The organism is Saccharopolyspora gloriosae (genome assembly GCF_014203325.1).
GTDB lineage: Bacteria > Actinomycetota > Actinomycetes > Mycobacteriales > Pseudonocardiaceae > Saccharopolyspora_C > Saccharopolyspora_C gloriosae.
In genome coordinates this window covers 5,985,422-5,997,557 of the sequence record NZ_JACHIV010000001.1, presented here as the reverse complement: position 1 = coordinate 5,997,557, position 12,136 = coordinate 5,985,422, and the positions used below count along the sequence as shown (strand labels likewise).

The following is a 12,136-nucleotide window of genomic DNA, read 5'->3' as shown; positions in this document are numbered from 1 at the left end:
GCGATCATGCAAAATCAAAGCAGCGGCAAGACCTCGACCAAGATCGTCGTCGCCGGCGGTTTCGGGGTCGGCAAGACGACCTTCGTCGGCTCGGTCTCCGAGATCATGCCGCTGACCACCGAGGCGGTGATGACCGAGGCGAGCGTGGGTGTCGACGACCTCACCGCGACGCCCGGCAAGGTCACCACCACGGTCGCGATGGACTTCGGCCGGGTTTCGCTCGATTCCGACCTGATCCTGTACCTGTTCGGCACGCCCGGACAGCACCGGTTCTGGTTCATGTGGGACGACCTGGTGAAGGGCGCGATCGGCGCCATCGTGCTGGTCGACACCCGCCGCCTCGCGGACGCGTTCGCGTCGATCGACTTCTTCGACGACCGGCAGCTGCCGTACGTCGTCGCGGTGAACACGTTCGACGGCATGTTGCACCACAACATGGAGGACGTGCGGGAGGCGCTGACGATCGACAAGTCGGTCCCGATGATCTCCTGCGACGCCCGCAACCGGGAGTCCACCAAGACGGCGCTGATCACGCTGGTCGAGCACGCGATGCGCCAGCGCCTGTCGATGCCTGCTTCGTCGTCGAAGTCCCAGGCCAAGAGCTGACAGCCGGAACGCGGTCCACGGGGAGACCGCGTTCCTCGGCGTCGGCTCAGCCGTCCAGCGCGCCGCTCTTGAGCGCGTTGAGGAACGCGGACCACTGCGCGGTGTTCGCTGTCAGGTGCCCGGCCTCGGGGGCTTTGCTGTCTCGGATTGCCTTGGTGGAGCGGGAAAGTGCGACCTCGGCGCAGTTGTTCGCGCCTTGCGACCGGGATGCCTTGCGCCACTTGTAACCGGTCGCGTCGCTCATGCTCACTCCGTCGCTTGCCTTAACTCGTTGACCCGGCGCTCCAGCGTCCGAGCCGTTTCCCGGTCCGAGGATGCCACCATGCGAGGCCTGCGATGAGCGACGAACGCGTCACGGACCCGGTGCACCCGGGTGAAATCCTCAACGAGGAGTACCTGCGGCCGCTGGGTGTCAGTCAGTACCGGCTGTCCAAGGACATCGGTGTTCCCGCGCGAAGGATCAACGAGATCGTGCGCGGCGCCCGGCGCATCAGCGCTGACACCGCCCTGCGCATGGCGCGCTACTTCGGCACGACGGAGCGTTTTTTCCTCAACTTGCAGGAACACTACGACCTCGAAGTCGAGAAGGACCGCATCCGCGACGAGCTCGACCGGATCGTTCCGCTCGCCCAAGCGGGCTGAACGCTGCGAGGCTGCTGATCAGCCGTCCAGCATGCCGCTCTTGAGCGCGTTGAGGAAAGCGGACCACTGCGTGGAATTCGCCGTCAGGTGCCCTGCTTCGGGGGCTTTGCTGTCTCGGATCGCCGTGGTCGAGCGGGTGAGAGCGACCTCGACGCAGTTGTGCGCGCCTTGCGACCTCGTTGCCTTGCGCCAGATTTCGTCGGTCGCGTCGCTCATGCTCACTCCGTCGCTTGCTTCAACTCCTTGACTCGGCGCTCTAGCATCCGAGCCGTTTCCCGGTCCGAGGATGCCACCATGCGCAGGCTGTCGAAAGCTTTTTCGTGCGCCTCCGTGTGCACTGGCTTGTCCATGTACTCGGCCCCGGTCAGGCCTTCGAAGTAGGCGAAGGTCGCTGGCGGTTCAGACAGGCTGATCAGGGTGAACGAACTGCCAAGCGCGACATGCTCACCCGCCGCGAACGGCAGCAGTTGCAACGTGATGTTCGGGCGTGCGGCCATTTTCCGAAGGTGCTGGAGTTGTTCTCGCAGCACGTCCCGTCCGCCGACCTGGCGATGCATGGCAGCCTCGCCGAGTACCACCCATAGTTTCGGGCCGTCATCCGTGAACCGATTCGCTCGTGAACCTCGTTCTGCCACCGCTGGTTCCGGGTCGGTGGTCTCGTCGAGCGGGTTCGACAGCAGCGCCCGTGCGTACGACTCGGTCTGCAACATCGCGGGAATGACCTCGGGGTCGTAGATCTTGACCTCCGTCGCCGCGCCTTCCAGTGCCACGTACGTTGCCGCCCAGTCCGGCACCCGCGCCGGCTGATCGCGTCGCCGGGCTTCCTTGGCCAGGGTGCGGAGCCGGGTGGTGTCTTCGCTTTCGGTGACGCCGAACATGCCGAGCAGCACGTCGACTTCGGCCGCCGACACGGTGAGATCGCCGCGTTCGACCTTCGTCAGCTTGCTCGGATACCAGTCGAGCCGTTCGGCGATCTCCTTCGGTTTCACCCCGGATTCGCGCCGCAGGTTCCGCAGGATCAGGCCGACCTGCACACGGCGGACGGCGGGCCAGGAGTTGTTCATGCCCGTGGATCTTGCCATGAAATGTTCCATGAACATGATCGCTCGATCGAGCGATTGCTGAATGAAATTTCAATCGGCTACGTTTCGGCCATGGTCAAACCCTGGTCGAGATGGCGCACCCGGCGGCACTCCCGCCGTTACTGGCGGGAGCTGCACCGGCGCCGGAGCCGTGTCCGCCTCGGGTGACCCCGAGTCGCTGATCCGAGTTCGAGCAAGCCGGGAAAGCATTGCGAACAAGGGAGTTTCGCGTGACCGTGCGGGATTTCGGCTGGATGGCCGCGGCGTACGAGCCGCACTGGCACCGCATCATCGGCGTCACCGGCAGCGGCTCGGCGATCGGCGAATGCGGCCACTTCGTGCGCGGCCCGGTGCACCGCAGACTCGACGTCCCGCGCGACCTCCCCAGTGGCCGAGAGCTCTGCACAGTCTGCCTAACTCTCGGCCCTTACCCCGCCGAAGAGTCCGCCGGGCAGGTCGTCGACTCGGCTCCGACTTGGCCGACCTGACCCCCTGATCCGGTCCGATGCCGCCCCCCCTCTTCCCCGACCGGCTTCGGACCGTTCGCCCGGTCCTCGCGTTCCCCGGCGCGAGGGCCGGGCTCCCCACCCACACCGCAGAAGGAGCCCGCATGGCCGCCCCTGACGATCCCGCTCCGATCGGCCCGCCCATCCCGTCCCGCGTGGACACCGACGTCCTCGGCAGCGGTGTCGGTCCGGATACCGATCCCGAATCCTCGTGACGGATCGAATCGCAAGGGGCAGCGGCGAAGCTGATCCACACCACGGTGGAAGTGATCCGCTGGGCTGATCAGGTGAGGCACGGGGAGGTGCCGCAAATCGCCTGGTACGGGCGATATCGTGCGTGCGGCGCGCCGACAGGGGAGGGAGACGCGTTCGTGGTTTATGGCGACCGGCACGTGATGCGGGAAACACGAGCAGGCTGCACCGGCGGTCTTCGGAGCCGAGCACATCGAATCCGACGAAGCCGAGGAACAAGTACCGGAAACGGTGTACCTGCCGTCTCAGCGAGTCACCCGGCAGGACGAGGAAGTGACGCTTGAGCTGCGCGACACGGCTCAAGGCGACCGTGCGTTGCTGGCGTTCACCTCGCTGCGCGGACTCGTGGACGGCTGCGGCGACGGACAAGCCTGGGTCGCGGTGCGTGGGCATCAGCTCGACGATCTTCGAGCTCGTTCGGGAGCGGATGTGATCCTGTGGGATGCGGCGCTGCCGGTGGACGAACGCCGCACCCGCTACCAGGAGGGGGCGCGATGAGCAGGCTGCACGCCGACCCGGCGTTGCTGGCTGAGCTCGCCGCGAAGCTTCGCGGTGCGAGCGCGGATCTTGAAGGCGGAGCCTCCGAACCACCGGAGACGCGGGCAGGCGCGGTGACCGGCGCTGTTGACGGCGCGATCGCAGTGCTGGCTGAGGCGTTGGGCAACGCCGTCGTGGACGTGGGCGCCCTGGGCGATTCAGTTGCGGAGAGCCGCACTGCATATGTGGAGACCGATTACGAGCAGGCGGCCGCGTTCAAAGCGCAGCAGCTGCAAGCCGAACAGCCGCGCTAGCGCAGGGGGAGACGGTGGGACTCGACACCGAAGTAAAAGGAGACCCCGACAGCTTGACCGCGACCTGCGGCTGGCTGCGCGGACAGGCCGAGCACGCCGATACCACCGGCGACCGGCTTCACGGGGTGCGCGGCGATTCCGAGACCGGTTGGCGCGAACAGGCAGGCGATTCGTTCCGGGCCGTGCTCGACCAGGCGGGGAAGATCGTGGACAATCTGGCCGGATCGTTGTCCGAGTTCAGATGCAGCGCGCCCGTGACGTCGCGACCGAGGGCGGACTGGCGATCAAGGGCTACGAGATCCAGGAACCCGGTCCAGCGCCCGCGGCGCCCGAGACACTGCCCGCCGACCGCCCTGCCACGCAGCAGCAGAAGCAGGACCACGCGGCGGCGACGCAGGCGGCCGCGGCCTTCGAGAAGAAGGCGCAGGCCTACGCGCAGGCGAGCCAGATCGTCAAGGAAGCCAAGAAGAAGGAGACCGATTCCCAGCACGTGCTGGTTCGATTCCTGTCCGGCACCTTCGACCCGGCGAAGCTGGCACTGACCCTCACCGACATGACCAGCGGGGCCACCGCCGCCGTCGCGGTGCGGACCAGCAAGTTCAAGGAGTTCGCCGAAACGGCGATGAGCAAGGCCGAACGTGCCTCGAAGCTCGCTGCTAGCACCGACCTCAGCTTCGCCAATCGGTCCAAGGCCATCGGCATCCAGGTCACCAACGAGGTGAACGCCAAGGCCGCGCTGAACGACGCCATGGCGACCCGCTCCGCGAGGGTCATCGACCGCTTCCCGGACCGGGTGAAGGCGGGGATCAAGCGAGTCGACACCAAACTGGTTCCCAGGGACCTGAAGGGGCCTAGCCCGGTCCTGAAAGGGGCTGTGAAAGTCGGCCAGCGGATACCGGTAGCCGGTTTGATCTTCACGTCTATCGGCGTCGGCGTGGACGTCACTTCGGGAAAAGACCCGACACAAGCTGTGGTGGGCGGAGCCTCATCGCTTGCCGCTGGTGCAGCGGTTGGTGCTTGCGTCGCTGGACCGGTCGGCGTGGTCCTAGGAGGAGTGGTCGGTGTCGGAGTTGGGTTTGTCGTTGACGAGGTGTGGCCGGATTGACCGCTCCAACTCCGGTCTTGTCGTGAAGGATGGGGTCTGAAATTGCCGCAGGTGGCGCCGAAACCGAATCCGAAGTCCGGTGAACCACGGCCTCCCCGTGCTCCGGTGGCCGGTTCCGGGGGGTACACCGATAAAAATGTGTCCAGCAGGGCGAAGTATCCGTCCGCTCCCGAGGGGCGTGGCCAATTGCTGGAGTGGTACCAGGGAACCGTGTGGGCCTCAGTCGGTGCCGGATGCATCGTCTCGGTCTTGGGGATCGGGTACGCGACTTTGCGCGACTGGGGAATCGAGTGGATGTCCACTTGGTGGATGTGGTTGCTGATCTTGAGCGGTCCGGTCGTCTTCTACTTCTACGGCAAGAAGCACGGAATCTCCGCCGGTGCGGACTGGTTCGCGGTGAAGGGTGGGCATGTCGACGTCTACGAGCTGACGAAGGTTCAAATCGTCGGGACCAGCGGCGGCCTGTCGTGGGATCTGGAGCTCGCGGACCGGAAGGGCACCGAGCTCTCCATCAACCTGCGGGAGATCCAGGCCAACCGGGACCTGTGGGACCTCGTCTACAACGGCATCGCCCACTCCGTGAACCGTGGCGCGAAGACGAATCCGAAGGCCCTCGACAAGCTCAAGCTGCGGTGATCAGTCCTCGACGACCGCTACGGATGTGATGCGGTGCAAGGGGAATCGGCCCGGTTCGCCGCTGCCCCTGTCGACGCCTTGGAGGACTCCGCCGCCGACGCTGACGGGTTGCACGACGACCTGGCTGGACACGCCGTTGGAGTTGACGAAGCCGAGCCACACGCTGCGCTGCTGGGCGGCGGCGTCGCGCAGCAACCGCAACGTCGCCTCGGCGCTGGGCCTGCCGCGCTCGGGGCTCATGGCGCTGCCCCTGCGCACCGAGCCCGCGCGGTCACCGGAGCGCAGCTGCGCGATGAGCTCCGCGAGCTGCTCCTCGCCGGGCGGGGTGGGCAGCGCCGCCTGCTGAGTCGTCCTGGCGCGACCGCGCACCCGGTGGCCGTCGGAACGCAGGTCCAGGATCTGGCCGTCGGGGCCTTCGGCGGCGGGGGCGAACCCGGCCGCTCGCAGGCCGTCCAGCACCTCCACCAGCGGTAGCGGGCTCACCAGCACGGTGGGCGCGATGCGGCGCAGTTCCAGCTCGCCGATGCCGGGACTGGCCAGCACTTCCGCCAGCAGCACCGAATCGTCGCAGCGCAGGAAGGCCGACGCGGTGCCCGCGCGGAGCCTGCCGTGCCTGCGCGCCACGTCGTCGATCAGGTACGTCAAGCCCTGCGGGATGGGGGTGCGGGACCGGTCGCGGAACAGCGCGTGCAGCTCGTCGGCGCTGCGGCCCGCGTCGAGCGCGCGGCGTACGCTGCTCTCGCCGACCCGGTAGACGGTGGCGCTGCCCGCGGACTCCACATCGGCCACGAGGTTCATGTCCGCGGCCAGGTCCGGTTCGAGCCTGCCGGGCGCGACGACCGTCAGGTCCGCCTGCACCAGCACGTGGTCCAGCGGTTCCGGCAGCGCCGAGGTCAGCACCTGCGCCGCCGTGCTCGCGTCGTCGAACAGCACCGCGCGCCCGGCGCTCGACAGCGCGCCCAGCGCGACGACGCCCAGCGCCGTCGCCTCCCGCAGCGTCCAGCGCACCAGGTCGTCGCGCAGCCGGCCACCGCGGCGCGGAGCGCGCCAGGCCAGCACGGCCGCCGCGTCGTCGGCGGCGCGCACCCCGTGCCCGCCGGGGAGTTCGTCGAGCAGGCCGAGGATCCGGTGCCGGTCGCGGGGCGCCAGCGGGCGGCGCAACTCCTCGGACAACGGGCCCAGCAGGCGGTCCTTCTCGTCGCGCGCCCCGATCAGGCCCGGCAGCCGGGGCAGCTCCACCCAGCTCTTCGCCAGCGGTGCCCACCGCTGCTCCGGTCCGGAAGCGAGCCAGGTGTCGGCGCCGTAGGTGAGCGTCCACCGCGGTTCGCCGCCGTCGGTGGCGGCGAGGAGGTTCGCGGCCACCGCCAGCTCCACCAGCAGCGACACCCGGGCTTCGTCGACGTCGAGCTCCTTCGCGGCGCGGCGGATGTCGCGCACCCCGATGCCGCCGGAGCGCAGCACGTCCGGCGGGTCCTCGCTCCACAGGTGCAGCATCGACTCCAGGTGCCGCAGCAGTTCCAGCACTTCGCCCGCGGCGGTGGAGTCCACCGTGGCCTGGTCGTGGGCGACGAGGTCGAGCAGCGGTTCCTCCGGCTCCACCGGCCCCATCGGGTCGGCGCCGCGGACCGCGAACGCGAGCTGGCGGGGCAGCTCCACGGTCTCGGTGTCGCGGCGCAGCAGCAGGCCCTTCGCGAGCAGCCGCTGCACCGGCGTCGCCGCCTCGTCGGCGGTGATCCCGCGCCCGGCGTCCTTGGTGCGCCCGATCGGCCGCGAGCCGGCGAGCTTGCTGACGAGGTCCCGCTCCTGCTCGTCGAGTTCGGCGAGCGCGGCGTCCGCGGCGTCGGGGGTGAGGTCGTCGGCGGGTCGGCCCAGCCCGGCGGGGAACGCGGGCAGCGCCTCCCGCGCGGTGGGCACCACGGCGAGCTCGGCGTCCTCGCCCCAGACCAGCGCGCGGCGCCGCAGCTCCTCCACGGCCCGCCGGGTCCGCTGCGGGGTCACGCCCGAGCCGAGCATCTCGGCGACCGCGTCCAGCGGGACCGGCGCCGAATCCGCGTCCAGCAGCACCAGGGCTTCCAAGGTGGACAGCGCGAACGAGTCCAGGTCCTCGCAGGCGCGCGCCACCGACGAGCGCACCCCCGCGCGGGTGGCCAGCACGGACGTGTCCGCCGGCGGGGGCGTGGCCAGGTCGGGCCGCATGCGCAGCAAGGCCGTGAGGTCCTCGTCGCCGCGTGCCCGCAGGGAGTCCGCGAGTGAAGCCATCCCCGCCACGATACCGAGTCCCCCCTGCGCAGCCCTCGGATCGTGAGTGATCAGGCACGGCGAGCGCCGGGTGCCGCGAGCGGGCGCTCCGACGGCGGGTGATTCGCGTCGTATCGGGCAGGGCGGGGTTCGATCGCGCCGCCGGATCGGGCAAACTGGGGGTCGTACGCCCACGACGACTTTCCGGAGGATCACCGTGGCCGGTGGCAACGCGAAGAAGGACCGCATCGACCCGACGTGGCCGCACGTGGGCGACGGGGAGCACCCGGTCAGCGAGCTGGTCGCCGACAAGCAGGGCGCGCTGTCGCCGTTCGGTGACGTCACGTTCCCCTTCGACGAGGGCACGTTCCCGTACGAGCACCCCGTCACCAAGATCAACAAGTGACTTCGGGCGGCTTCGGCCGCTCGCGCACCGGCCCCGGATCCCGCGCGGATCCGGGGCTTTCGTGCGTTCGGGGAGCTCGTTGTCAAGACCGACCCGTCGGTAACCGTGCCGGACGTCAATCACACTTGAGAAAGTTCTAGGCTTTTTCTCCGCCGGGTGAAGTTCAATGGCTTTGGTGGGCGCTGGATCTTGCCCCAGCCCCGAGTGGTGTGCTTCGGGCCCGGCGTTCAAGTTGAAACTTCGCGCGCGACAGGGGTGTGGCCATGCCGGTTCCAGGTCCGGGTTACTCGATCACGGTCCGAGTGGAGGCGCCGCCGTCGGCCAGCGCGGCGGGCGACCTCGCCAGCGCCATCGGCCGGGCGGGCGGTGTCATCACCGCGTTCGACGTCGTCGAATCGCACGCCGACCGCATCGTCGTGGACATCACCTGCAACGCGCTGTCGGCCGACCACGCCAGCGACATCACCGACCGGCTCGGCGAACTGCCCGGCGTCAAGGTCCGCAAGATCTCCGACCGGACCTTCCTCGTCCACCTCGGCGGGAAGATCGAGGTGAGCTCGCGGGTCGCGCTCGCCAACCGCGACGACCTCTCCCGCGCCTACACGCCCGGCGTGGCGCGGGTGTGCACGGCCATCGCGGAGAACCCCGAGGACGCCCGGCGGCTGACGATCAAGCGGAACTCGGTCGCCGTGGTCACCGACGGCTCCGCCGTGCTCGGCCTCGGCAACATCGGCCCGGAGGCCGCGCTGCCCGTGATGGAGGGCAAGGCGGCGCTGTTCAAGAAGTTCGCCGGCGTCAACGCCTGGCCGGTGTGCCTCGACACCCAGGACACCGAGGAGATCATCCGCGCGGTCGAGCTCATCGCGCCGGTCTACGGCGGCATCAACCTGGAGGACATCGCCGCGCCGCGTTGCTTCGAGATCGAGGCGCGGCTGCGGGACAAGCTGAACATCCCCGTGTTCCACGACGACCAGCACGGCACCGCCATCGTGGTGCTGGGCGCGCTGCGCAACGCGCTGCGGGTCGTCGGCAAGAACATCGAGGACTGCCGCATCGTGGTCTGCGGCGTCGGTGCCGCGGGCTCGGCGATCATCCGGCTGCTCCAGCACAAGAAGCCCGCCGACATCATCGCCGTGGACATCGACGGCATCGTCCACAGCGGGCGCGGCGACGAGGACGAGAACCTCCGCTCCATCGCGGCGGGCACCAACGTCGACGGGCGCACCGGCACCCTGTCCGACGCGGTCAACGGAGCCGACGTGTTCATCGGGGTGTCGGCGCCGAACCTGCTCAGCGGCGACGACGTGGCCACCATGCACGACGACGCGATCGTGTTCGCGCTGGCCAACCCGGACCCGGAGATCGACCCGCTGGAGGCGCAGCAGCACGCCAAGGTCGTCGCCACCGGCCGCAGCGACTACCCGAACCAGATCAACAACGTGCTCGCGTTCCCCGGCTTCTTCCGCGGCCTGCTCGACGCGCACGCCCACGAGATCACCGACGACATGATGATCGCGGCGTCGAACGCGATCGCCGACGTCGTCGACGGCGAGGAGCGGGTCAACCCGTCGTTCATCGTGCCGAGCGTCTTCGACACCACGGTCGCCCCGGCCGTCGCCGAAGCCGTCCGCAAGGCCGCCATCGCGGGCCGCACCGAGCAGCCCTCGCACGGCGGTTCCTCGATGCCCTGGTCAATGGCAGAAGACCTCGACTACTGAGCCCGGAGTGCCCGCCCGGTCGGTTTGGGCGTGTGGTCGGGTGGCGGAACCTCAGCTGCTTCCTCGCTGCGGGATCTTTTTCCCTAGTGGCTCCGCCACGAGGAAAAAAGCTGTCCTCGCGAGGAAGCAGCTGAGAACCCGCGGGTGGTCCGGTTGCGTGCTGGGTCGCTGCTCAGCGGCTTCGCCGCTGACAGGACGAGGACCAACGGTGCCGCTCACCTGGGAAGGCAAGATCAAGGGCGGGCCGTAAGGTTCTGCGGTATGGCGCAGGACGAGCTCACGCACGTGGACGAGTCGGGGGCGGCTCGCATGGTCGACGTCTCCGCGAAGGAGGCGACCGCCCGGACCGCCGTGGCCACCGGGGTCGTGCGAACCACCGCGGAAGTCCTCGCGCTGGTGCGGCGGGACGGGTTGCCCAAGGGCGATGCGCTGGCGACCGCGCGGATCGCGGGGATCATGGCGGCGAAGCGGACGCCGGACCTGGTCCCGTTGTGCCATCCGATCGCGCTGTCCGGTGTGAAGGTGCAGCTGGACCTCGGTGACGCGGAGGTCCGGATCACGGCCACGGTGCGCACCACCGACCGGACCGGTGTCGAGATGGAGGCGTTGACCGCCGTCACCGGCGCCGGCCTCGCGCTGCACGACATGATCAAAGCGGTCGATCCGGCCGCGGTGCTCGACGCCGTCCGCGTCGAGCGCAAGGAAGGCGGCAAAACGGGCACCTGGGTTCGCGAGGACTGATCGTCCCGCTGCCGGTGGCGGCTCGTAGTCTGGAGTTCGGCGCGGCGACGTGACGTCCCCGTCGTGCCTGCCCGCGATCGCAAGGAGTTCCGCCCATGCCAGCCCGCTCCGCTCGTGTCGTGGCCGCGTCGAACCGCGCCGCGGCAGGCGTGTACACCGACCGCACCGGCCCCGTCATCGTGGAGTGGTTGCGCGAGCGCGGTTTCGAGGTCGGCGATCCGGTGGTCGTGCCGGACGGGGAGCCCGTGGGCCGGGCGCTGCGGGACGCCGTGGCCGCCGAGATCACGGTGGTGATCACGACCGGCGGTACGGGGATCAACCCGACCGACCGCACGCCCGAGGTCACAGCCGAGGTGCTGGACCACCAGATCCCCGGTTTGGCCGACGCGGTGCGCGCGGCGGGGCTGCCGCAGGTGCCGACGGCCGTGCTGTCCCGCGGCGTGGCCGGTGTGAGCGGGCGGACGCTGATCGTCAACCTGCCGGGTTCGCGCGGCGGGGTCGCCGACGGGCTCGGCGTGCTCGACGGCGTGCTCGACCACGCGGTGGACCAGCTCCACGGCGGTGATCACGTGCCCGGCGGCGAGGTCGATCCGGCCGCCGAGGCCACCTCGGAGCCGGTCCGCGAGCACGCGGCGGTGCTGCTCGCCGAGGTCGCCGACCGCCCGCTGCTGGTCGAGGACGTGGCGCGCCTGGTGGAGGACCGGGCCGCGGGCGCGGTCGTCACCTTCGGCGGTGTGGTGCGCGATCACGACGGGGGCCGGGGCGTCACCGAGCTGGAGTACGTCGGGCATCCCAGCGCCGAAGAGGTGATCCGCGAGGTCGCCGCCGAGCTGGCCGGTCGCCACGAGGGGGTCCGGGCGTTGGCAGTGGCCCACCGGGTGGGCCTGCTGGCCATCGGCGACGTGGCGCTGGCCTGCGCGGTAGCCGCCGAACACCGCAAGGAAGCGTTCGCGGTCTGCGCCGAACTGGTCGACGAGGTGAAGCGCCGCCTCCCCATCTGGAAGCGCCAGGTCTTCACCGACACCACCGAGGAATGGGTCAACTGCCCCTGAGACGGTCTCTACGCCCCGCGCGACGACCTCCAGCCCAAGGACCCTCGCGTCCCGGTCGATCTCGCTGACGCCCGTCCTTGAGCGTTCCAGGCACATCCAGATCTCAGCGAAGCAACGATCCCAGATCACTCAGCCTGCCCTCCGGCCCAAAGCGGGCGAAGCCCCACCCGCCCTACGGCCAAAGGCAGGCCAAGCGGCGAAGCCATGCAGTGGGCGGCGAAGCGCACCCGCCTCGCGGCCGAAGCCGTTCCTGCCGGCGAAAGCCGTGCAGTGGGCGGGCGAAGCCACGCTTGCCTGGCGGCCGAAGGCCGTGCCTCGCGGCGAAGCCGTGCCTTGGACGAGCGAAGCGAAGTCTGCCTTG

General features: G+C 69.5%; 15 protein-coding genes. 11 read left to right on the top strand and 4 right to left on the bottom strand.

Annotation, left to right across the window (positions count from 1 at the left end; translation table 11 throughout):
* Window positions 1-6 precede the first annotated feature (6 nt).
* Entirely contained in the window at window positions 7-606 is a 600-nt protein-coding gene (locus BJ969_RS26040) for a GTP-binding protein (protein WP_184483305.1), read from the top strand.
* 46 nt (window positions 607-652) lie between these two features.
* Here the strand turns inward: BJ969_RS26040 and BJ969_RS26035 are convergent, their stop codons facing one another.
* Window positions 653-850, bottom strand: coding sequence for a DUF397 domain-containing protein (locus BJ969_RS26035; RefSeq protein WP_184483303.1), 198 nt, complete (start codon window positions 848-850; stop codon window positions 653-655).
* 92 nt (window positions 851-942) lie between these two features.
* Between BJ969_RS26035 and BJ969_RS26030 the strand changes: the two genes are divergently transcribed.
* Window positions 943-1,248, top strand: coding sequence for a HigA family addiction module antitoxin (locus BJ969_RS26030; protein ID WP_184483301.1), 306 nt, complete (start codon window positions 943-945; stop codon window positions 1,246-1,248).
* Window positions 1,249-1,266: 18 nt separating this feature from the next.
* Here the strand turns inward: BJ969_RS26030 and BJ969_RS26025 are convergent, their stop codons facing one another.
* Together BJ969_RS26025 and BJ969_RS26020 are read right to left on the bottom strand one after the other, a co-directional pair.
* Complete coding sequence (locus tag BJ969_RS26025) at window positions 1,267-1,464, bottom strand: DUF397 domain-containing protein (protein ID WP_184483298.1); 198 nt, start codon at window positions 1,462-1,464, stop codon at window positions 1,267-1,269.
* A 2-nt stretch (window positions 1,465-1,466) separates the two neighbouring features.
* The gene (locus BJ969_RS26020) at window positions 1,467-2,312 is read right to left on the bottom strand and encodes a helix-turn-helix domain-containing protein (RefSeq protein WP_184483296.1); all 846 of its coding nucleotides are present in this window, start codon (window positions 2,310-2,312) and stop codon (window positions 1,467-1,469) included.
* Window positions 2,313-2,560: 248 nt separating this feature from the next.
* On the opposite strand from BJ969_RS26020, the gene BJ969_RS26015 reads away from it, so the two are divergent.
* From BJ969_RS26015 to BJ969_RS25995, 5 genes are all read left to right on the top strand, one after another.
* Window positions 2,561-2,818 carry a hypothetical protein gene (locus BJ969_RS26015; protein ID WP_184483294.1) on the top strand — a complete coding sequence of 86 codons (258 nt, stop codon included), beginning with the start codon at window positions 2,561-2,563 and terminating at the stop codon, window positions 2,816-2,818.
* A 543-nt stretch (window positions 2,819-3,361) separates the two neighbouring features.
* On the top strand, window positions 3,362-3,586 hold the full coding sequence (locus BJ969_RS26010; RefSeq protein WP_184483292.1) for an SAV_915 family protein: 225 nt from the start codon (window positions 3,362-3,364) through the stop codon (window positions 3,584-3,586).
* A complete protein-coding gene (locus BJ969_RS26005) occupies window positions 3,583-3,879 on the top strand; it encodes a hypothetical protein (RefSeq protein WP_184483290.1) in 297 nt (98 codons plus the stop codon). The genes BJ969_RS26010 and BJ969_RS26005 overlap by 4 nt, the downstream gene beginning before the upstream one ends.
* Before the next feature lie 241 nt (window positions 3,880-4,120).
* A complete protein-coding gene (locus BJ969_RS26000) occupies window positions 4,121-4,984 on the top strand; it encodes a hypothetical protein (protein WP_184483288.1) in 864 nt (287 codons plus the stop codon).
* A gap of 294 nt (window positions 4,985-5,278) precedes the next feature.
* Window positions 5,279-5,620, top strand: a complete 342-nt coding sequence (locus BJ969_RS25995; RefSeq protein ID WP_184483286.1) for a hypothetical protein — start codon at window positions 5,279-5,281, stop codon at window positions 5,618-5,620.
* Here the strand turns inward: BJ969_RS25995 and BJ969_RS25990 are convergent, their stop codons facing one another.
* On the bottom strand, window positions 5,621-7,879 hold the full coding sequence (locus BJ969_RS25990; RefSeq protein WP_184483284.1) for a helicase-associated domain-containing protein: 2,259 nt from the start codon (window positions 7,877-7,879) through the stop codon (window positions 5,621-5,623). It abuts the gene before it with no gap.
* Between the two features lie 196 nt (window positions 7,880-8,075).
* Between BJ969_RS25990 and BJ969_RS25985 the strand changes: the two genes are divergently transcribed.
* From BJ969_RS25985 to BJ969_RS25970, 4 genes are all read left to right on the top strand, one after another.
* On the top strand, window positions 8,076-8,264 hold the full coding sequence (locus BJ969_RS25985; protein WP_184483282.1) for a hypothetical protein: 189 nt from the start codon (window positions 8,076-8,078) through the stop codon (window positions 8,262-8,264).
* A 263-nt stretch (window positions 8,265-8,527) separates the two neighbouring features.
* Entirely contained in the window at window positions 8,528-9,982 is a 1,455-nt protein-coding gene (locus BJ969_RS25980; protein ID WP_184483281.1) for an NAD-dependent malic enzyme, read from the top strand.
* 261 nt (window positions 9,983-10,243) lie between these two features.
* Window positions 10,244-10,723 carry a cyclic pyranopterin monophosphate synthase MoaC gene (gene moaC, locus BJ969_RS25975; protein ID WP_184483279.1) on the top strand — a complete coding sequence of 160 codons (480 nt, stop codon included), beginning with the start codon at window positions 10,244-10,246 and terminating at the stop codon, window positions 10,721-10,723.
* A 95-nt stretch (window positions 10,724-10,818) separates the two neighbouring features.
* Window positions 10,819-11,775, top strand: coding sequence for a molybdenum cofactor biosynthesis protein MoaE (locus BJ969_RS25970; RefSeq protein ID WP_184483277.1), 957 nt, complete (start codon window positions 10,819-10,821; stop codon window positions 11,773-11,775).
* Window positions 11,776-12,136: the final 361 nt, after the last annotated feature.

Excerpts from the sequence above, each read along its gene's own strand:
- BJ969_RS26025 (WP_184483298.1), bottom strand. The coding sequence starts at position 1,464 with ATGAGCGACGCGACCGACGAAATCTGGCGCAAGGCAACGAGGTCGCAA.
- BJ969_RS26020 (WP_184483296.1), bottom strand. The coding sequence starts at position 2,312 with ATGAACAACTCCTGGCCCGCCGTCCGCCGTGTGCAGGTCGGCCTGATC.
- BJ969_RS26000 (WP_184483288.1), top strand. The coding sequence starts at position 4,121 with ATGCAGCGCGCCCGTGACGTCGCGACCGAGGGCGGACTGGCGATCAAG.
- BJ969_RS26035 (WP_184483303.1), bottom strand. The coding sequence starts at position 850 with ATGAGCGACGCGACCGGTTACAAGTGGCGCAAGGCATCCCGGTCGCAA.
- moaC (WP_184483279.1), top strand. The coding sequence starts at position 10,244 with ATGGCGCAGGACGAGCTCACGCACGTGGACGAGTCGGGGGCGGCTCGC.
- BJ969_RS26005 (WP_184483290.1), top strand. The coding sequence starts at position 3,583 with ATGAGCAGGCTGCACGCCGACCCGGCGTTGCTGGCTGAGCTCGCCGCG.
- BJ969_RS25990 (WP_184483284.1), bottom strand. The coding sequence starts at position 7,879 with ATGGCTTCACTCGCGGACTCCCTGCGGGCACGCGGCGACGAGGACCTC.
- BJ969_RS25980 (WP_184483281.1), top strand. The coding sequence starts at position 8,528 with ATGCCGGTTCCAGGTCCGGGTTACTCGATCACGGTCCGAGTGGAGGCG.
- BJ969_RS25995 (WP_184483286.1), top strand. The coding sequence starts at position 5,279 with ATGTCCACTTGGTGGATGTGGTTGCTGATCTTGAGCGGTCCGGTCGTC.
- BJ969_RS25970 (WP_184483277.1), top strand. The coding sequence starts at position 10,819 with ATGCCAGCCCGCTCCGCTCGTGTCGTGGCCGCGTCGAACCGCGCCGCG.
- BJ969_RS26030 (WP_184483301.1), top strand. The coding sequence starts at position 943 with ATGAGCGACGAACGCGTCACGGACCCGGTGCACCCGGGTGAAATCCTC.
- BJ969_RS26040 (WP_184483305.1), top strand. The coding sequence starts at position 7 with ATGCAAAATCAAAGCAGCGGCAAGACCTCGACCAAGATCGTCGTCGCC.